At 72.3% G+C, this 20,330-nt stretch carries 13 protein-coding genes; all 13 read right to left on the bottom strand.

Annotated elements, in window-relative coordinates; genetic code table 11:
* Positions 1-3 precede the first annotated feature (3 nt).
* Positions 4-1,089, bottom strand: coding sequence for a protein kinase domain-containing protein (locus A3IC_RS72755; protein ID WP_026219270.1), 1,086 nt, complete (start codon positions 1,087-1,089; stop codon positions 4-6).
* Complete coding sequence (locus tag A3IC_RS69210; RefSeq protein ID WP_020555598.1) at positions 1,086-3,542, bottom strand: hypothetical protein; 2,457 nt, start codon at positions 3,540-3,542, stop codon at positions 1,086-1,088. Before A3IC_RS69210 ends, A3IC_RS72755 begins: the two co-directional genes overlap by 4 nt.
* Complete coding sequence (locus A3IC_RS59245; RefSeq protein ID WP_205354590.1) at positions 3,539-7,561, bottom strand: tubulin-like doman-containing protein; 4,023 nt, start codon at positions 7,559-7,561, stop codon at positions 3,539-3,541. The genes A3IC_RS69210 and A3IC_RS59245 overlap by 4 nt, the downstream gene beginning before the upstream one ends.
* Before the next feature lie 78 nt (positions 7,562-7,639).
* On the bottom strand, positions 7,640-9,955 hold the full coding sequence (locus tag A3IC_RS63285; RefSeq protein WP_020555597.1) for a VWA domain-containing protein: 2,316 nt from the start codon (positions 9,953-9,955) through the stop codon (positions 7,640-7,642).
* A gap of 368 nt (positions 9,956-10,323) precedes the next feature.
* Positions 10,324-11,310, bottom strand: a complete 987-nt coding sequence (locus A3IC_RS59235) for a pseudouridine synthase (RefSeq protein ID WP_020555596.1) — start codon at positions 11,308-11,310, stop codon at positions 10,324-10,326.
* Positions 11,310-11,933, bottom strand: coding sequence for an SMC-Scp complex subunit ScpB (gene scpB, locus A3IC_RS63280; protein ID WP_245599790.1), 624 nt, complete (start codon positions 11,931-11,933; stop codon positions 11,310-11,312). The genes A3IC_RS59235 and scpB overlap by 1 nt, the downstream gene beginning before the upstream one ends.
* A gap of 203 nt (positions 11,934-12,136) precedes the next feature.
* Complete coding sequence (locus tag A3IC_RS59225; protein ID WP_040877900.1) at positions 12,137-13,120, bottom strand: segregation and condensation protein A; 984 nt, start codon at positions 13,118-13,120, stop codon at positions 12,137-12,139.
* 144 nt (positions 13,121-13,264) lie between these two features.
* Positions 13,265-13,828 (bottom strand): hypothetical protein, encoded by a 564-nt coding sequence (locus A3IC_RS0139490; RefSeq protein WP_020555593.1) that lies wholly within the window; start codon positions 13,826-13,828, stop codon positions 13,265-13,267.
* Complete coding sequence (locus tag A3IC_RS0139485) at positions 13,813-14,787, bottom strand: ParA family protein (protein ID WP_020555592.1); 975 nt, start codon at positions 14,785-14,787, stop codon at positions 13,813-13,815. Before A3IC_RS0139485 ends, A3IC_RS0139490 begins: the two co-directional genes overlap by 16 nt.
* Before the next feature lie 345 nt (positions 14,788-15,132).
* Positions 15,133-15,489 carry a tyrosine-type recombinase/integrase gene (locus A3IC_RS73805; protein ID WP_281174566.1) on the bottom strand — a complete coding sequence of 119 codons (357 nt, stop codon included), beginning with the start codon at positions 15,487-15,489 and terminating at the stop codon, positions 15,133-15,135.
* Positions 15,490-15,827: 338 nt separating this feature from the next.
* Positions 15,828-16,943, bottom strand: coding sequence for an alanine dehydrogenase (gene ald / locus A3IC_RS0139480; protein ID WP_020555591.1), 1,116 nt, complete (start codon positions 16,941-16,943; stop codon positions 15,828-15,830).
* Positions 16,944-17,144: 201 nt separating this feature from the next.
* Complete coding sequence (locus A3IC_RS59220) at positions 17,145-19,265, bottom strand: tetratricopeptide repeat protein (RefSeq protein WP_158696287.1); 2,121 nt, start codon at positions 19,263-19,265, stop codon at positions 17,145-17,147.
* A gap of 174 nt (positions 19,266-19,439) precedes the next feature.
* Positions 19,440-20,081, bottom strand: a complete 642-nt coding sequence (locus A3IC_RS0139470; protein WP_020555589.1) for an NUDIX domain-containing protein — start codon at positions 20,079-20,081, stop codon at positions 19,440-19,442.
* Between the last annotated feature and the right edge of the window lie 249 nt (positions 20,082-20,330).

Genomic DNA, 20,330 nt, shown 5'->3' with positions numbered 1-20,330 from the left:
CGTTCAACTCGGTTGGTTCTTTCCGAAGAGCCGGAACCGGCCCGGCCTCGGCTCGGTGACCGGCGGGTTCGCCGGTTTGGGCGGGACGCCGCCCGGCGGTGGGACGAAGGCGGACGGCGGGGCGTCGGGGGCGGCCGGCGGCGCCGGTTGGCCCGCCAGGGGCATGCGCTGCCGTTTGCGCTGCAGGGCCGCCTCGTAGCCGCGCCGGCCCTCGGCGAGCGGGTCGTAGTGGGCGTGGCCATGCACGTACGGGTCCGGTTCGTTGAGCCGGCGCAGCAGCTCCGCCGCGCTCGGTCGACGCTGCGGGTCCGTCTCGAACACACCCTGGAACAGGTCGAACAGCAGACCCTGGCTCTCCACCCCGGCCGGAACCATGCCCTGGCGAACCGGGCGGCCGACGGTGACGTGGTAGGCGACCTGGGCGGCCGACCACAGATCGTCGCGCGGGTCGGCGGGTCCGGGTCCGCGCAGTGGGCCCGGCGCGGCCCACAGCGCGGTGCCCAGGCTGCTGCGGGGCTCGCCCGCGAGTGCGGCGTGGTCGAAGTCGGCGATGTACAGCCGGCGCTGCTCGCGCTGCCAGCGCACGCTGGTGGGGGTCAGGTCGCCGTGCACGACACCGGCCGTCTCCAGGTGGCGGACGGTGCGAAAGAGCGCACGCCGAAAGGCGTCCTGTTCCTCGGTCAGCAACTTGCCCACCACATCCTCGGCGGGCGGGCAGGGCACCGCCTCCAGCAGCAGGAACGGCTCGACGCCGTCGAAGTCGTGCCCGGCGATGCGGGCCAGCTCGCGCGGATGGTCGGCCGGCCCGAACGTGCGCGCGAGCCGCAGCAGCACCCGGATCTCGGTCTCCAGGCCCGCCTCCGCGCCGATCCGGCGCCGCGCGTCCAGCGGAGCGAGCCGCTTTTGCACGAACGTGCTGCCGTCCTCCACGTCCCGAACGTCGCGGATGCGAAAGGGACGGCCCGAAGCGGCCGGTCGGTCCGGGCCGAACTCGACGCGGCGCTCCACCGATCGACCCTCGGGGTCGGTGTATCCGAGCTTCTCCTCCCCGGACTCGCCCGGCCGCCCGGGCGCTCCCGCCGTGCTCACGAGGCCCGTCCGTCGTCGCGGCGGGCAGCCGATCCGCCCGCGTGGTCCGGGCCACCGCCCGGCGCGCCGTCGACGCTTTCCTCCCACATCCGCGCGTCGTCCACCGAACCCGGCAGCAGCGGCAGCAGGCGCAGCACCCCGGCCATCCGGCCGGCCCCGGTCCACACCAGCTCGTGGTCCACGAGTTGCCCGTCGCCGCGCTCGCGCAGGGCCTCGCGGACGGCCGGGCGCACCCCGCGCGGCGCGAAGCGCACACTGCGAATGTGCGTGGGGACGTGGTCGAGCAGCATCAACTGGTCGGTCGCGCACAGTTGCAGCATGGACCGGTCCGCGGGCAGGGCGAGCAGTCCGGCGATCCGGTCCGCGTCGCCGCCGGCCGTGTTGCCGACATGCGGGCGGTCCTTCCTGCGACGTGCGAACGGCGGCGCGGCCTGGACTCCGTGGTGGGCGAGGTGGTCGGCGTACGAGCGCAACACGCGCCGCAGTTCGCGTTCCGCGCCCTGCCGGGACGCCTCCGCCGGATCCCCTTCGAGCAGCGACCACATCGGTTCGAACGCGGCATGCAGCCCGTCCACCAGGTCGCCGAGCACGACGTCGTACAGACTCGGGCCCGCGCTCGGCGGCGGCGTCGAGGGCGGTGCGGGCCGACCGGGCGGCAAAGGGCTGCCGGTGTCGTATCCCGTCGGGGTCGGCTCGGGACCGGCCGGCTCACGCACGAGTTGCCGCTCGATCGCGGTCGCGTCCTCGGCGAGCACCTTGGCGCTCTCCTCCAGCAGCGCGGCCAGCACGATCGCCCGGTCCACCGCCTCACGGCGCGGACCCGCCAGTGCCCAGTCGTTCCACACGGTGCGGACGAGCAGCGCGTGCAGTGCGTGCAGCGCCCGACCGGCCGCGCCGAGCGCCAGCGTGCGCTCCCAGCGCCGCACCCGCACCGTCCAGTCCACCCCGGGCAGCACGACGAGCACGGCCAGGCCGAGCACGAGGGCGAGCGGGCCGACGCCGGTCGGCGGCCCCCACGCGCGCCCGGCGAGCACTCCGCCGACCGCGCCGATCAGCGCGACCAGGCCGGCCGGCACGATCATCGACAACGCCTCGGCGGGCAGCATCGCGCCGCCCCCGCGGTCGGGGCGGCGCAGCGCGATCAGGGTCGACCCGAACACCGCGAGCAGCACCGCGAGGGTGGCGCCGACCACCGCGAAGGCGGGCCACAGCGCGGTCAGGAACGAGCCGACCAGGAGCCCGCCGACGACCCCGATGTGGGCCGGACCGAGCGGGAACGCGGCCGGGCGCAGGTAGTGCCCGAGGAAGCCGTCCGAGCAGGTCTGATCCACCTCGAACGCCCGCGAGGCGCCCGCGCCCGGACCGACCCGGTCGGCCAACTCGCGCAGTCTCTCGGCCAGTCCGCGCAACCCCTCGGGTCGGTCGAAGGCGGCGGCGGTGCGCTCGCGCAGCGCCGCGGCCACCGAGGTCACGCTCAGTCCGGGCGGCTCCGGGATCAGCACGCCGATCTGGTCCAGCCAGGCCCGCGCGTCCGCGTCGAAGCCGGCCGTGCCCTGGCCCACGGTCTGCCGGACCAGGTCCCGGTATTCACCCAGCGCGGTCGCGGAGTCGACGACCTGATCGTGGATCGATCGCCCGTCGCGGCCGGCCGAGCCGTACAGCGCGAGTGGGCCGGCCAGCAGCGACAGACGCCGCTGCGCCTGCCCGAAGCCCTGGTCGACGTGCGCCCACCGGGCACCCAGAGGGCTGTCGGCGCGCACACATTCGCGGATGCCGCCGCCGACCGCGGCGAGCCCGGTGCCCTGGTTGTCGGCGAGAGCCGCGAGCGGCTCGGGCCACGGTTCGTCGACGCCGCCCTCGGCACCGACCAGCCGCTGCGCCGCGCGGATCCGGGCCCGCTGTACCGCGTCGTCGCGGATCCGGTGCACGAACGCGTTCAGCCCCGGCGCCGCGATCGAGCGGGGCATCTCGGTCACCCCGGCGAGCACGTGATCGAACACCTCGGGCTGGGTGAGCACGTCGACCAGCGGGGCGAGCGCGTCGGCGTCGTCCGGCCGCAGGGTGGTCCCGGGCGCCCGGCCCGGCTCCCAGTCGGTGCCCCGGACGTCGCCGACCCACAGCGTGGCCGCGTCGCTGCCGACGAGTTGGCCCGGGCGGCGCAGCACGATCGAGCCGTCCACGGGCGAGCCGACCGCGACGCACACGACCTTGATGTAGTCGCCGCCGAAGATGCGTTCGTACGCCCGCCGGTGGGCGACCAGGTCGTCCACGGAGTCGAGCACGAGCACGCGGTCGGCGGCCACGTTCAGGGTGCCGGCGGGCACCCGGGTACGCGCGTACGCGGTCTGCACGTCGGCGAACCGCCGGGCCGCCATGACCGCTTCGTACTCGGTGCGCAGGTCGACCACGACCACCAGCGGGCGCGGCGCGCCCGCGTCGACGGAGTCGGTCACCAGCCACCCCCGGGCGTCTCGCGCTCGTCGTGCTCGTCCGGCAGCGGCAGGGTCCGGTCCAGGCCGTCCAGCCGCACCGTGCGGTCCTCGGGATCCGCGTCGTCGCGCCCGGCCCCGTCACGCGGGTCGAACGGGCCCCGTGCGTCGCGGGCCCGGTACGGGTCGTGCGGATCGCCCGCGCCCCGCGTCCCCAGCGGCCCGCGGTTCTCGCGCGACTCCCCCGGGTCGTACGGATCGTAGGGGTCGTACGGCTCCCGCCGGGTCCCTCGCTCGGCGGCCGGCGGCCGGTCCGGGCCGTCCCGATCGTCTCGGCCGCGGTCGCGTCGCTCGGGTTTGTCCAGGTTCGGCCGGCCCAGATCGCCGGTCTCCGGCAACTCGGGCACCCGCCCCCACTCCTGCGGGTCACGCGGCGCGCGGTCGCGCCACTCGCGCGGACCGCTCGGGCCCTGCTCGTCCCGCTCCTGTTCGTCCCGCCATGCCCGCGGGCCCCTCGGCTCCCTCGGCTCACGGCCGTCCCGCCGATCCGGGTCGCCCTTGTCGAACACCGGACCACCCGACTCGCGTCCGGCCCGCCGCTCCCACTCCCGGTCGCCGCGGTCGCCGCGGTCATCCCGGTCGTCCCGATTTCGCCTCGTCGGTCGCGACTCCCGTCGCTCGGCCCACTCCTCCCGGTCGTCACGGTCGTCCCGGTCGTCGTCGCGCACCCGTTCGGCAGCCCGCCGAGGCCGCTCGTTGCCGCGTTCGTCCCAACCCTGATCCCGGTCCCGCACGCTGCCGCGCTCGTTCCGGTCCCGATCCCGGTCCCGCGGCCCCCGGTCACGCACGTCACCGCGCCCGCCGAACACCTCGTCGTCGTCCGCCGCCCTTTCGGCGTGGTCCAGTTCGCGCAGCGAGTCCCGGTTGGCGCCCTGGTGCGAGAAGGACAGGTCGAGTGCGGCGGGCAGCGTGACCTGCCACAGCCGCAGCAGTTCCTCCGCCCAGCCCCGGCTGCGCTCCGGCAACCGGTCGCGCAGTTCCTTGAGCACCTTGACCTGGCGCGGCGCGACGTCGTGCACGAAGTGCCGGTACAGCGGCGAGGGTTCGCGCACCCGCGAGCCCAGGCCCTCGGGATAGGTGAGCATCAGCTGCTTGGCGAACTCCCGGCGCACCGAGGCGTCGTCGGTCAGCGTCCACTCCTCGTAGGCGCGCAGCAGGCTGCCCCACGAGGAGGCCCGGTCGAACGGGCGCAGCGGCAGCTTCATCACGGTCGGCCCGTGCGGCAGCCGGATGTCGATCACCTCGGGCGAGGACCGGTCCCCACGCGCGACCTCGACCTGCCCGTTCCACATCGCGCACAGCAGCCGGTGCAGGATGTACGCCCGATGACCCTCGGTGGTGGCCAGCCAGTCGTAGGTGAAGCCCAGCCGCTGGCGCCACTTGAGGAAGTCGACCGGATCCTGTCGGTCCAGCGAGCGCGACCACTGCGCGAGCACCTGGCGCACCTCGGGCACCTCGGTCAGGCTCATCGCGCTGCGGAAGAGCACCACCACGATCGACTCCTGCTCGACCGCGCGGAACTCGATCTTGCGGGACGGCTCATTGGGGATGTTCAGCATGCGTTCCAGGTATTGCCGCACGTCCGAGTCGTGCGAGGTGCCCGGGTGGGCGATCAGCACCTTGAGTTCGCCGCTGCCCTCGGGCGAGAAGCCGTTGGGCAGCATGCCCGCGAGCTTTTGCACGAACTGTTCGAGGTCCTCCTCGCCCACCGCGGCACCGCGCCGGGTCGCCGCGCGGGTGAGCAGATCGCGCACCGGCGGCAGCAGCGGCTGCGCGTTGAGTTCGCCTGCCTGCACGAACAGGGTCTTGACGTGCTGCTTGATCTGGTCGCGCACGTAGGTGACGGCGGCCGGGCCGCCCTCACGCTCCTCGCCCAGCTCGTAGGCGCGCTGCCAGATGCCCGCGCCGAGCAGCTTGCCGACGATCTGCGCGGCGCCGGCCGTCTCGGGCAGCCGCTCGCGGTCCACGAAGCGGCGCAACACCTGGCGGTAGAACGACTCCAGGTTGCCCTGCGGCGGCAGCAGGTAGGAGACCCCGGAGCGCTGGCGGTACAACTCGCGGGTGGCCCGGCCGAAGTTCGCCTCCTCCTGGTCGCGGTGGTCGTTGAACGCCTGCCCCAGGCCGTCCACGACGTGCCGCAGGTAGATCATCCTGCGATCCCACACCTCGGCCTGACCGCCCCACTGGGCATGCCAGTTGCGCCGTGACCGCCACTCGAACCACTGCTGCTGCGCACCCAGCGCGCGCTGCACCTCGGGGTCGCCCCACTTGGCCTTGACCACCCCGCCCGCGCGGTCCTTGATCGCGGGTATGTGCGGCGCGTTCACGGTGATCCCGGGCGGCGGCGTCGGCTCGGTGCTGCAGTGCGCGAGCAGCCCGGCCACCCCGGGCCGGTCCGTGTCGCTGTACAGCCGCCGGTCGCCGAAGAGCACCCGGCGGGCCCGGAACAGGTCGCCGTCGGCGAGCAGTTGTCGAATCCCGCGAGCGTGGTTGAACTCCTCGGCCAACTGTGCGGTGTGCGCCCGCAGTTGGGCCTCCTGTTGGCGCAGTGCCTGCTCCATCGCCCGGGTGCGCGCGTTGAGCGCCTGCATGATGGCCGCCGCACCCTTGGCCGGCGACGGATCGGCCACGTGCGGCGGTGCGCACAGCCACAGTTCGCCCAGGCCGGACACCGACATGAAGGACTTGATCTGCTCCAGGTTGGCCTCGGAGGACACCCGGACGTCCGAGGTCAGATCGCGCACGGCCTGGGCGAGCAGTCGGCCGGCGACGATGTCGGCGAGTTCGTCCACCGGTACGGTCATCGAGGCGACCAGGCTGGTGGACACCCCGCAGGCGCCGATCCCACTCGGCGCCGGGACCTCCCGGCGGACCCCCTCGTTGATGAAGCTGTCCGCGAACGACTGGTACAGGTCGCCCTGGATGACCGCGTTCTCCAACTCGGGCCCACCCGGGTTGAGCCCGGTGCCGATCAGCGACATCACCAGGGACACCACCGAGCGGTGCAGGTCCTCGCGCTCGATCCCGCTGGTGCGGCTGAACAGGAAGCCGGTCTGGACGGTGCCGGCCTTGAGCCGGGTGGACTCCAGACCGGGATAGCGCACGGCCAGGTTGCCCGCCGGCGCGCCGAGCCCGGTGTCGAGTTCCTCCTGCGCGTACTGCCCGTTCTGGTCGTCGACCAGTTGGAACAGGTCGAGCAGCGCACGACCGGCGTTGAGCACCGCGGGTCGCCCGCCGCCGCGCTCCTCGTCGAACGCGGACGGCATCAGCACCAGCGGGTAGATCTTGATCCCGTCGTAGCCCTGCGAGAACGCCTCGCCGATCAGGTGCAGGTAGTCGTAGAAGATCCCGCAACCGGTGCCGCCGGCGATCGAGAAGGCGACGAACACGTCGCACGTGTTGCGGTTGTTCTGGCTGCCGCTGAGCGCCATCAGGTGGTCGTTGCCGTTGCTGATCAGGCCGACCGCGCGGCGCAACGGGTCCATCGCGGGCGCGAGTCCGTGCCGGAAGGTCTCGAACAGTGCCGCGCGCCCGACGGTGGGCAACTGCCCCGCGCCGCGCCGCAGCGGCGTCACCCGCGGCTCGCCCTCCCGGGCGGGCAACCACGGGATGGTCTCCTCCGCCGCGTTGATCCGCAACGAACGGGCCACCTCGGGATAGGTGTTCAGCGGCGGCACCAGCTGGGTGGTCAGGTGCGCGTTGCGGTCGGCGGCGGCCCGGTGCGCGGGCGGCGCGGCACGCAGCCGCTGGCGCTGCAACTCGTTCTCGTTGAGGTCGGCGTAGACGAACTGGATGCAGTTGGGCAGTTGGTACGGGGCCAGTTGGCCACCGAGCCGCTGCATCAAGCCGGTGCCGTCGGCACCGCACAGTTCCTCGCGCAGCCGTCGTTCGAGTTCGGCTCCGATCAGACATCCGGTACCGCCCAGGCCCACGAACAGCATGGACTGGTGGATGGACATGCCCCTGCGGCCTTGCGCTGCCACGGGCCCTCCTCGAAAAGTGCGTGACGTGCGAGTTCAGGTGCCCGGACCCCCGCGTCCGGGACTGGTACTGCAACGGCACTAGCGCGGGGGTCCGTAGCCGAACGTGGTGTCGTCGGGGCCCGGGCCGGCTCCGGGATCCGCGGCGGGTCCCGAGCCGTACGGACCGTACGGGTTGTACGGCTGGTCGGATCCGTAGGCTCCCTCGCCGTACGGCCGCGGGGGCGCGGCCGCGGGCGCGGCGGAGCCGTACGGGCTGTAGGGCTCGCCCGACCCGGAACTCCCGCTCGGCGGCGCCGCGTTGTGGACCCGGTCGTCCGTGAAGCCGAGCGCGAGCCCGGGCTCGATCTCGGTGGGCCGGCCCGAGTCCAGGTGCAGGTGGGTGCCGAGCGGGGTCTCCACGTCCAGAGTGCCGGTCGCCGCGGTCCGCCGCACGATCCACGCGGTTCCGGGTTCGTGCTGGTACAGCGGGATCAACTGGGGCGGGAAGCCGGTGGTGTCCAGCCGGAACCACATCGCCTCGGCGCGCTCGTCCAGCGGCCGGGTCTCCACGCCGATCGGCTGCCCGTCGCGGTACAGGCGCAGCGCGATCGGTCCGATCCGACGCGCCCGCCCGCGCCGCTTGGCGAGGAAGGCGAGCAGTGCGAGCAGCAGCGCGAGCAGCACGACGCCCCCGATCACCAGCCACAGGTACTCGTCCCAGAAGCCGGGCGGCGGTTCGACGGTGACCGTGCGGGTGGTCTCGAAGAGCACCTTGTCGCCGTCGGTGGTGTCCAACACCCTGACCCGGCCGGTGTGGTCGCCCTTGGCGATGTCCTTGCCGAACGCGAGCTCGAAATCGAACTTGTCGGAGCCGGCCGTGACCCGCTGCTCGGCCCCGGTGATCCGCAGCCCGGTGTTCGCCGGGAAGTCGGCGACCACCCGCAGCGTGTGCGGCTTGGCGTCGTTCACCTTCCAGGACACGGTGCCGGCGACGCTGCCGCCGGGTTCGATCGTGCCGTCGCCCCACTTGATCTCGGCCGAGACCGCGGCCGGTCCCCCGCCGAGGGTGACCGTCTTGACCTCACGGGTGCCGGCCACGCCCGGTGCACTGATCGTGCCGGTGAAGCCGACCCGGCCGGTGGTGTCGCCCGGGATCTTGTAGTCGCTGAAGAACTCGCCCTTGTCGCCGGGCCGGAGCGGGATGTCCGCCTTGAGCCCGGGTCCCTCGACGTGGCCCGACACCGTGACGCCCTTGAGCGCGGCCGGATCGGTCAGGTTCTTCTCCCGGGTCTGCAGGAAGACGCTGAATCTGACCGACTCGCCCGCGCTCGGCTGGGGCGGGTTGAGCTGGACGTAGGACTTGACCACGCCCTGCCACAGCGCGGCCGCGCTGACCGGTCCGGAGAAGCCGGCGGGTGCCTTGAGGTGGATCCGCCACTTGCCCGCCACGGGATCGGTGATCCGCAGCGTCTCGGTCCGCGAGCCCTGCCCGCGCTGTTCGGTGCCGGGCGCGTTGTCGACCTGCTTGCCGTCCGGGTCGAAGAACGTGGTCTCGATCCGCTCGTTGGCCTTCTGCACCTGGATGACCACGTCGGTGGCGATCGCCGGAATCGTCACGTGCAGGTCGGCCTCGCCGTTCACTTCGGTCGAGTCGGTCTGGGTCACCCCCGCGCAGCGCGCGGTCGCGAACGCCCTGCGCAGGGTCTGCACGACCTCACCGGAGTCCTTGACCGTGATCGCCTTGGGCTTGTCCTCGGGCCGTTCCGAGCACATCGACGGCGCGCCGCCATCCGCCATCCGGGCCAGTTGTGCGGCGTCGATCGCGCTGCCGAAGCCCAGTGGCCAGATCTGTACGCCCGCCGCCTTCGCCTGGGCCAGTGCGGTGCCCAGGCCCTTGTCCAGCTCACCCGGGATGCGCGCGGCGTCGTTGCCGTAGCCCTCGCCGGGCGCGACCGCCATCGCGCCGTCGGTCAGCACGAACAGGACCCTGGGTTGCCCGGCGGGAGCCTTGGCCAGCATGCTCACGCCCTGCCGGATCGCGGCCGGGATGTCGGTGTTGTTGCCCTCCTGGTCGGTGCGCGCGTGCAGCTTGTCGGCGCACCGGGCAGCCGCCGGATCGGACACCGCGGTCGGCTCGCAGACCACGTCCACCGGCGGTTTCCCGTCGGCGCCGCTGCCGAAGCCGATCACCCCCACCCGCGATTCCGGCGAGAGTTCGCCGATCGCGGCCAGCGCGGCGGCGTCCTTCTCCCGGTCCAGATCGGCGCCCTTGAGGCTGCCGGACTCGTCGACCAGGACCGCGTACGAGATCGGCGCGACCTTCAGGCTCGGATCCCCCACCGTGGGATCCGCCGCCCTGGCCGCGCCGGGGGTCAGCGCCAGTGCGAGCGCGCCGAGCAGAACTGCGGTGGCCAACCGTCGTGGATGCCGTGTGGAGGGCGCCGGCCGTGGCGCTCCCCGGCGGACAGGCAGCACCAAAGTGGCGTCCCCCCTGCTGTCGGCCCCGCGGGCGCGAGGCACACCTCGGGTATTCGGCAACGTTTCTAGCAGCAACGTGGGGGGTTACGGGCACCGTTCGCGATCACTGGCACACGCTCGGTTCCGAACCGTTATCAGCCAATGCCCGTGCACCCCCGTGCGGGCTTCCACGATGCACCATCGGGCAGTGTGGCGGAACCGAATCGGCCAGATACGAACAACGGCCGCAGCGGTTCCACTCGGAAGTGGAACCGCTGCGGCCGTCGGGGCAGTTGGCTGCCGTTGCCGAGACGCCGCGCCGGCGACTACAGATCGACCTGGCGGAACAGCAGGCCGATCTCCTCGTTGGACAACCTGCGGGTGCGGCCCGGCTTCTGGTCGCCCAGCTGGATCGGACCGAACTGCGTGCGCACCAGTCGCTCGACCGGGAAGCCCAACTCGGCCAGCATCCGCCGGACGATGTGCTTGCGGCCCTCGTGCAGCACCACCTCGACGAGGAAGTTGTTCCCGACGCTGTCCACGATCCGGAAGCTGTCGGCACGCGCGACGCCGTCCTCCAGTTCGACCCCGGCCTTGAGCTTCTTGCCCAGGTCGCGCGGGATCGGGCCCTGGATCGAGGCGAGGTAGGTCTTGCGCACCTCGTACCGAGGGTGGGTCAGTCGGTTGGACAGCTCGCCGTGGTTGGTGAGCAGGATCAGGCCCTCGGTCTCGGTGTCCAACCGGCCGACATGGAACAGGCGCTGCTCGAACTCGGTGATGTAGTCGGCGATGGTGAACCGGCCGTCCGGGTCGAACATGGTGGACACCACGCCGGTCGGCTTGTTGAACGCGATGTAGGTCTCCGCCGGACGAGTCGGGATGCGCATCCCGTCGACCTTGATCTCCACCGTGTCCGGGTCGACCCGCTTGCCCTGCTCGGTGACCCGCTCGTCGTTGACCTGGACCCGGCCCGCCTCGATCAGGTTCTCGCAGTGCCGACGGCTGCCGATGCCCGCGTCCGCCATCACCTTCTGCAGGCGAACGCCCTCCTGCTTCTCACGCTCGTTGCGCTCGGTGGAGCGCATCGTGGTGGGGCGACGGTCCGGGCGACCGGTGCTCGCCGACGGGCGGCGATCCTTGCCACCCGCCGCGCCCGACTTCGGCTGCCCACCCGCGCCGCCTCGACGATTGTCGTCGGCGACCCGGCGGGGCTGCGGAGTGTTGCTGCCGCGCCCGGTGCCCCCGCGCTTGTTCACCGAGCGTTCGTTGCCTCGGTCGTTGCCGCCGGAGCCTTGCCTGTTGGTGGGTGCCATCAAACTTCCGTAGTCGTCTCGCCGTCGTCGAGGTCGGCGTGCACCGCCCCGGTATCCCTCCCAGTATCCCCGCTCCGCGCAACCGGGGACGCCGCGCGGTGCGGGAAGCCGTCCCAAGCCCCCCCGCTCTCCGCCTCCAGCGCCTCGATCTCGGGCAGGAAAGGGGCCAATTCCGGCAACTCGTCCAGCGAGCGCAGGCCCATCCGCTCCAGGAAGAACTCGGTGGTGCGGTAGAGGGTGGCCTGGGTCTCGTATTCGATGCCGTATTCCTCCACCAGGCCACGCGCCAGGAGGGTACGCATCACGCCGTCGCAGTTGACCCCGCGCACCGAGGAGATCCGGCCGCGGCTGACCGGCTGGCGGTAGGCGACCACGGCGAGCGTCTCCAGGGCGGCCTGGGTCAGCTTGGACTGCTGCCCGTCCAGGACGAAGCGCTCGACCGCGGCGGCGTGCTCGGGACGACTGTAGAACCGCCAGCCGCCGGCCACCTCGCGCAGGTCGAAGCCGCGGCCCTGGGCGGTGTACTCCAGCGACAGCGTGCGCAGCGTGGCCAGCACGTCGGCGAGCGGGTGGTCGAGCACCTCGGCGAGCAGGTGTTCGGAGACCGGTTCCTGGACCACCATCAAAATGGCCTCCAGGGCCGCCGGGAGCGGACTGTCCGACACCGGCAGGGCGGGCGGCGGGGTCTTGCCCCGGGCGACCCGCGCGGCGGGCACGGCGGCCTCGGCGGGGGTCGGCCGCTCGGGCCGCGACACCGCGGCGGCATCGGCCGCCGGCTCCGACGCGATCTCGCCGCCCGGCTCGAGCCGAAATCCCTCGTCGTCGCTCACGCGTCCTCCTCGCCCTCGCGCACCACCGTGTCGAACTCGTCGAACCCGTCGCCGACCACCACGTCCTCGTCCGTCCCGGCCGTCCATCGCACGGTCAGCTCGCCCAACGCCTCGACCTGGTCGAACCCCACCGCCAACTCGCGAAAGAGTTCGAGCAGCACCAGGAAGCGGGCGACCACGTGCAGCGTGTCCGGCGCGTCCTCGGCCAACTCGGCGAAGGTCGCGCTGCCGGTGCGCCGCAACCGCTCGACCACTATCGCCGCCTGCTCGCGCACGCTCACCCGCTGCACGTGGATGTGGTCGATCGACACGATCCGCGGTGCCTTGGGGGTCATCGCCTTGGCCGCCAGCCGGGCGAATCGCTCCAGCGACGTGGTGATCACCACCTCGGGCAGCAGGTCCCGGTAGCGCGGCTCCAACGCCACCTCGCGCGGATGGCGGCGCGACTCCCGGGCCCAGCGCTCCTCCAGGATGCCCGCGATCTGCTTGTACGCCCGGTACTGGAGCAGCCGCGCGAACAGGATGTCCCGGGCCTCCAGCAGGGCCAGGTCCTCCTCGTCCTCGACCTCGGCGGCCGGCAACAGCCGGGCCGTCTTCAGGTCGAGCAGGGTCGCCGCGATCAGCAGGAACTCGGTGGCCTGGCCCAGATCCCAGTCCGCGCCCCGGGCCCGGATCCAGGCGATGAACTCGTCGGTGACCCGGGAGAGCGCGACCTCGGTGACGTCCATCTTGTGCTTGGCGATCAGGCCCAGGAGCAGGTCGAACGGACCCTCGAAGTTGGCCAGGTTGACCCGGAAGCCGGTGCCGTCGTCCGCCGGGAGCCCCGGGGCGGGAGCGGGTACGGCGGGCGGGCCGGGCTGCGACACGGTCTCCGGCACCGCCTGCACGCCCGACGCGGCCGGCCCCTGGGGGGCGGCGGGCCGACCCGGGCCGCGCCCGAGCGCGCGTCGGCTGGGGGCGGGACCGTTGCTGTTGGACATGGTGCGCTCAATGGTGCGGGCCGCGACTGCGGGAAACGGCACGGACCCGCCGGGCGGTGGTCCGAATTGGGCCACTCAGGGGACCGGCGGGTCCGTCGAGACTTCGCGAAGCCGGCGCCGCGGCCGGGTTCGCTCGAATGTCGCTTAAGAGCCACGCAGTCGACGGACGAGAATGCTCGCCTCGCCGCGCGCCTCCAGGTCGGCCAGGACCACCGCGACCGCTTCACGCACTATCCGACCGCGGTCCACGGCCAGGCCGTAGTCGCCGCGCAGGCTCAGGCGCGCGTGTTCGAGGTCCATCAGTTCCTCGGCGGACACGTAGACCGTGATCTTCTCGTCGTGTCGCTCGCGCCCGCTCGGGCGGCGCTGCGCACGTGTGCGGCGGTGGGCCGGGCGCGCGTTCGGGTCGACGCCCGCTGCGGCGGCGGACATCGAGGACGCTCCCGACGGCGTGGGCGCCTCGCGGCGGCCGGGCACGGGATGTTGCACGGCGTGCTGTTCGGCCTCGCCGGGGCCGCCGTCCGGACCGGACGACTCGTGTCGTTCGGTGCCCTCGGAGCCTGCTCCGACCGGCGGAACCTGCGCGGGTACGGTGCCGCGCGACTCTCCCGAATCCCCGCCGGCGCTCTGCTGCTGTTGCCGCAGCATGGCACCACCGGTGGTCCGGAACAGCTCGTCGGCACCCGGGAGACTCACTCGGCGCGACACCGGGCGAGCACCTCCCTGGCCAGTTGGCGATAGGCGGCTGCGCCCACCGAGTTGGAGGCGTAGGTGGTGATCGGTTCGCCCGCGACGGTGGTCTCGGGGAACCTGACGGTGCGTCCGATCACGGTGTGGAAGACCTGGTCGCCGAACGCCTCGGTGACGCGGGCCAGTACCTCCCGGCCGTGCACGGTGCGCACGTCGTACATCGTCGCCAGGATGCCGTCGAGCACGAGGTCGGGGTTCAGCCGCTCGTGCACCTTCTCGATCGTCTCGGTGAGCAGCGCGACCCCGCGCAGTGCGAAGAACTCGCACTCCAGCGGCACGATGACGCTGTTCGCCGCGGTGAGCGCGTTGACCGTGAGCAGACCGAGCGAGGGCTGGCAGTCGATGATGATGTAGTCGTAGTCGTTGACCAGCGGCCGGATCGCGCGCGAGAGCGTGGTCTCACGAGCCACCTCGGTGACCAGTTGCACCTCCGCCGCCGACAAGTCGATGTTGCTGGGCAACAGATCCATGCCGGGGATGATCGTCTTCAGCAGGACGTCGTCCGCGCTGAGGTGACTCTCCATCAGCAGGTTGTAGACGGTGAGTTCGAGTTCCATGGGGTTGACGCCCAGGCCCACCGACAGCGCGCCCTGGGGGTCGAAGTCCACGAGCAGCACTCGTCGACCGTATTCGGCCAGCGCGGCACCCAGGTTGATGGTCGACGTGGTCTTGCCGACGCCGCCCTTCTGGTTGCACATCGCGATGATCTTCGCCGGGCCGTGTTCGCTCACGGGCGCCGGAATCGGGAAGTACGGAAGGGCGCGGCCGGTGGGACCGACCCGCTCGCGCCGCTGCGTGGCGGCGTCGGGGGCGAGAGTCGCGGCGTACTCCGGATCCGGTTCGTAGTCCGCGTCGGGGTCGAACGGTCCGCCACGCAGTTCCTCGGCGTAGCGCAACTCGTCGTCGTAGTAGTACATGTCGTAGGCGTACTCGTGCGCGTCCGGACCATCGAGCCCGTCTTGCCCGGCCTGGGCAGTCTGGCCCGCCTGAACGGCGCTGTCCGTGCGCGTCCCCTGCTGGTCCTGCGGGCCGTCGGCGGGCCCGTAGGAAGAGGTAGTCGGCGCTGCACGGCCCGGCGCCGCCCCTGGCTGGGCACCCCCGGGAGCAAATGTCGACTCGTTCACAAGTCGTCTTACCTCCTTGCCGACCAGGTCATTTCTTGCTTCGTCAGCCTGAATCCTTGCCGACGGATCGCGACTCTATGGCGTTGCGGACGGTCGCAGCAAGGCGAACCGCCCGACGCATGCAACATGTGAGGCGATCTAGTCAAGCGCCCGAGGGTGGGATCCTGCGTACACATGACGGGGCCCGTCGAAGGTTTCGCGCCCGTAGACCCGGGTCGTGGACACCGAGGAATGACCCAGGAGTTCCTGGACGACCCGGACATCGGCCCCACTGTCGAGCAAATGCGTGGCGAACGAACGCCGCAGCGTACGCGGGGAGATGGGGTCCGGCGGCGGCGCCCGCGCAGCCGCTCCGCCGTGACGATCCGCGGCCTCGCGCGTTGAGGTGGACGGCGGTGCCGCCGCGCCCGGCGGCGGCGAGTTCGGGGCGGGCCCGCACCGGATACACGTCGAGCGCCTCCAGGACGGGTGCGCCCGGACACACCCCGCGCGCATCCGGACAAGAGGGGTAACGTCGCGGATCCCGCCGATGGCGAGCAACGTGTTCCGCGCCACCCCGCGCTCACCCGTCACCCGAGCCGGACAGGCCCCGACCACCGCGTCCACGACCCCGTTCCGGCCCCAAAACACCACATGCCGCACACCCACGTCATTGGGGGTGTACGGCATGCGGCCGTCTTCGGCCCGGGGTCACCTTTGTCCCCGCACCGAACCAACCAATCCGGCCCGAGGCAATCCGCCCCGGCCGGCGCTTGAGGCCGACCGATCCGCAGCCCTCAAGCACCGGCCGAGCAAAACCCGGCCCGGCCGGCGCTTGTGGCCAATGGCCGGTCCTAACCCAGCACGTCTTCCAACGACACAGCCGGCAGGCCGAGCGCCTCGCCGACCGCGGCGTTCGTGAGCCGACCCTCGTGCGTCGACAGGCCGAGGGCAAGTGCCCGGTCCGCCTTCGCCGCGTCGCGCCAGCCACGGTTCGCGAGCTGCACGATGTACGGCAGCGTCGCGTTGGTGAGCGCGTAGGTCGAGGTGTGCGGGACCGCGCCCGGCATGTTCGCGACGCAGTAGAAGATCGAGTTGTGCACCTTGTACACCGGGTCGTCGTGCGTCGTGGCGTGCGAGTCCTCGAAGCAGCCGCCCTGGTCGATCGCGATGTCGACGAGCACGGAGCCCGGCTTCATCCGCGACACCAGCTCGTTGGTGATCAGCTTCGGGGCCTTGGCGCCCGGGATCAGCACCGCGCCGATGACCAGGTCCGCGTCCAGCACGGCCTTCTCGATCTCGTACGTGTTCGAGGCGACGGTCTGCAGGTGGCCCTGGTAGATCCGGTCCGCGTCGCGCAGCGCCTGGATGTTGCGGTCCAGCAGGAGCACCTCGGCCTGCATGCCCAGGGCGATCGCCGCCGCGTTCATGCCCGAGACACCGGCGCCGATCACGACGACCTTCGCGGCGTAGACACCGGAGACGCCACCCATCAGGGTGCCGCGACCGCCGCCCTGCGCCATCAGGTGGTACGAGCCGACCTGCGGCGCGAGCCGACCGGCCACCTCGGACATCGGGGCGAGCAGCGGCAGCGCGCCGTTGGGCAGCTGCACCGTCTCGTACGCGATGGACGTGGTGCCGGCGTTGAGCAGGGCCTCGGTGCACTCCTTACCTGCGGCGAGGTGCAGGTAGGTGAAGAGCGTCTGGTCCTTGCGCAGCCGCCCGAACTCCGACGCGATCGGCTCCTTGACCTTGAGGATCAGGTCGCCGGTCGCCCAGACGTCGTCCGCTGTGGGGAGAATGGTCGCCCCCGCGGCCACATACTCCTCGTTCGGGATGGAGGAGCCGACGCCCGCGTCGTGCTCGATGTAGACCTCGTGACCGTTGCGCACGAGCTCGTGCACGCCGGCGGGCGTGATCGCCACGCGGTACTCGTGGTTCTTGACCTCGCGGGGGATACCGACCTTCACGGCTATCAAGTCCTGTCGACAGAGGGTTGGGCACCAGCGAGCCCGGGCATGCGAATGCACGCCGAACCTCGTGGTGTTCCTAGCTTAGTGCGGTTGGAACGCCCCGCCAACCTTACAAAGTGGCAGTGAGGGGTCGACCGCTTGTCTATTTCGTAGGTTGCGCCCGGGAAAGATGGACGAGAGCGAGTACCCGCAGGGCCGCTATTCGTCACCCAGGAAGCGACGAACCTCGTCGACTTCGGGCGCGCCCGCGTCCACGAGCAGGGCCAATGCCTGCCGGCGGCGCAAGCGGGCGTCCCGGACGTCGCCGGCTTCCAGCGCCAGTTCGGCGCTCTGCAACAGGGCGAGTGCCTCCAGGCGCTCGTCGCCCGCCGCCCGAAACGCCTCCAGCGCGTCCCGATAGACCGCGAGCGCCTCCTGCGCGCGGCCCGCTTCGCCGAGCACGGCGGCGATGTCGGTCAGCACCCGGCCGATGTCGGCGGGGTCGCCGATCCGACGGCGCACCCCGAGCGCGGCCCGGTGGTCGCGGATCGACTGTTCGAATCGGCCCATCCGCGCGTGCAGCCGGCCCAGGTGGGACAACACCCGGGCCTGGCCGGCCGCGTCGCCGATGGTGCGACGCAGCAGCAGCGAGCGGTCGTACCAGTCCGCGGCGCGCTGCAGGTCGCCCAGGTCGGCGTAGGCGTTGCCGAGGTTGACCATCGCGCGGCCCTCGCCGGCCGGGTCGCCCAGTCCGCGGGAGACCTCCAGGGCCGCGCGGTAGCAGGACAGCGCTTCCTCCAGTTCCTGGCGCGCGACGTGCAGATTGCCCAGGTTGAGCAGGGCGACCGCCTCCTGCCGGCCGGAACCGGCCCGGCGTGCGGTGGTCAGCGCGAGTTCGTGCAGCTCGCGCACGTCGCTCCAGTGCGCGCGGCGGTCCAGCAGCCGGGTCAGCACCGAGACCAGCCGGCGGGTGGCCGCGTCCAGGCCGGCGGCCGCGGCGACCCGGGCGGCGGCCAGCAGCTCCGGCCGCTCGTCACGCAACCACGCGCGGGCCTCGTCGGCGGACTCGAAGCGCACGTCGGCACCCGGATCCGGGCCGTCCGCGCCGACGATGATCCGCTCGGCCGAGCGGGCCAGCCGCACGTACCGGTCGAGCAGGCGCACCCGCGCGTTGCGTCGCTCGCCCGGCCGCTCCTCCGCGTCCAGGCGCTCTTGTACATAGCCGCGCACCAGGTCGTGGAAGCGGAACCGGCCCGGTACCGAGCCCTGCTCCAGCAGATGCAACTCGCGCAGTTCGATCAGCGACCGGGTGGCCGCGTCGGGCCCGCAGTCGGCGAGCGCGGCGGCGGCGTCCGCACCGAACTCGCGCCCGGGCACCAGCGCGAGCAGCCGCAGCAGCCGCGCGGCGGAGGGCACCAGTTCGCGGTGGATCAGCGAGAAACACGCGCGCACCGCGAGGTCGTCGCCGGCCTGCTCGTGCAACCGCAACCGTTCGGCCCGCAACCGGCGACCCACGTCGGCCATCGCGTAGCGCGGCCGGGCCCGCAACCAGGCACCGGCCATCCGTAGCGCGGCCGGGTGGAAGTCGCACAGTGCGGCCAGCTCGTCCGCGGCGCGCGGATCGCACGCCACCCGGGTGTGTCCGGCCAGGTTGCCGAGCAGTTCGGCCGAGGCGCGCGCGTCCAGCATGTCCAGCGCGCAGGTCCGCACGGCCGCGGCCCGGCCGAGCCCGGTGAGCGGGGACACCGAGGTGGTCACCACCAGCGCGGTGGGACTCTCCGGGAGCAGCGGGCGCAGCTGCGCGGTCCCGGTCACGTCCTCCAGCAGGATCAGGAAATGTTTCCCGTCCAGATGCTGCCGAAAAAGCCTGATGCGTTCCTCGTGGGCGGACGGTATGGCCACCGTGCCGAGCGCGTACAACATCGATTCGAGCACGTCGCCGGGCGGGATCAGCTCGCCGCGCGGCCCGGTGAGGCGGGCATACAGTCGGCCGTCCGGGAAGTGCGGGGCCAGCCGGTGGGCCAGCCGCACCGCGAACTCGGTGCGACCCACGCCCACCGGTCCGGTGATCGCGACCACCCGATCCCGAGGCAGCCACACCGTACGGGTGGTGCCCGGGTGTTCGGGGTCGGTCGGCGCGAGCTGCGCGGGGATCGCCGCGCCGGGTCCGGTCACCCAGCCGTAGATGGTGTCGAGTTCGTCGGCGCGGCCGACGAAGTCGGGTCCTCCGGGCGGCAGTTGGTCCACGATCGCGGGCAACGCCTCGACCGGCGCGCGCATTCCGGGAACCAGCCCCTCGGCCGTCGCGCACCCGACCCCGGACTCCCCGGTCACAGCCACCGCAGACGCCCCCTGTCTCACCCACACCCATCGCGCAGATTACGGCCACGTACCGGCCCGGGAGGTCCGACTCGCCAACCCCGAGGCGCCGAATCCGCGGCCTTTCCACCCCGAGGCGACGGGTGGGGGCGGGCACGAAAGATCCCCGGCCCACCAAGACGCGATCGTGGCCTGTCAATAAGGCCGAGCGGGCCAGGGCGCATCCGCGGCCCGGAGCGCGTCCAGCCCGTCCCCCGCCAACGCGGCCGAGAGCGCGAGCGCTCCCGAAACCAGTATCGGGTTGTGCAGTTCGCCGGCGAGGATCCCGGTGATCGCCTCGTCCAGCGGCAGCCAGGCCAGTTCCATCCCGACCTCCTCGTGCTCGACCGCGAACCGCTCGGCCCGCGACTCGGACAACCCGCGCGCGAGGAACACCCGGATCGCCTCGCCCGAGGAACCGGGTGTGGTGTAGACGTCCACCAGCACGTTCCAGGTGCCGGCCTCGTGGTGGGCCTCCTCGAACAACTCCCGTTGGGCGGCGTGCAGCGGGTTCTCCCCCGGCACGTCCAACAGTCCGGCCGGGATCTCCCACAACTTGTGCCGCACCGGATGCCGATATTGGCGCAGCACCAGCAGCCGCCCCTGCTCGTCCAACGCCGCCACGCCCACCGCCCCGGGGTGGTCCAGGTAGTCGCGCCGCGCACTGCTGCCGTCCGGCATCTCGACCACGTCACTGCGCATCGACCAGGCCCGCCCCTTGAACGGCGTCTCGCTCTCCGCGACGGGCCACGCCTCGGCGGTGTCGACGATCCTCGCCCGAGTGCCCGGGTCGTTCACGATGCGCTCCCCTTCAACCGGCCGCCGGCCGAATACCGCCGCCCGACCGGTCAGCCTAGTGCTCCCGGATCACCCCGCCCGGCTCCGACAAGCCGAAGCCCGGCGCAGCCCGCAGCCGGACGCGTGCCGATCGTTCCCGGCCGCTCCCGACTCCGCACGAGTGCCGGACTGGTCGCCGTTCTCGGGGTCTGGTCGACGGCCACGTCGACCGAGGTGTTCGGGTCGATGAGTCGACGGGCGACCTCCTGC

Origin of the sequence: Embleya scabrispora DSM 41855, assembly GCF_000372745.1 — a bacterium.
Lineage (GTDB): Bacteria > Actinomycetota > Actinomycetes > Streptomycetales > Streptomycetaceae > Embleya > Embleya scabrispora.
This window is presented reverse-complemented; position numbering and strand designations above follow the sequence as displayed.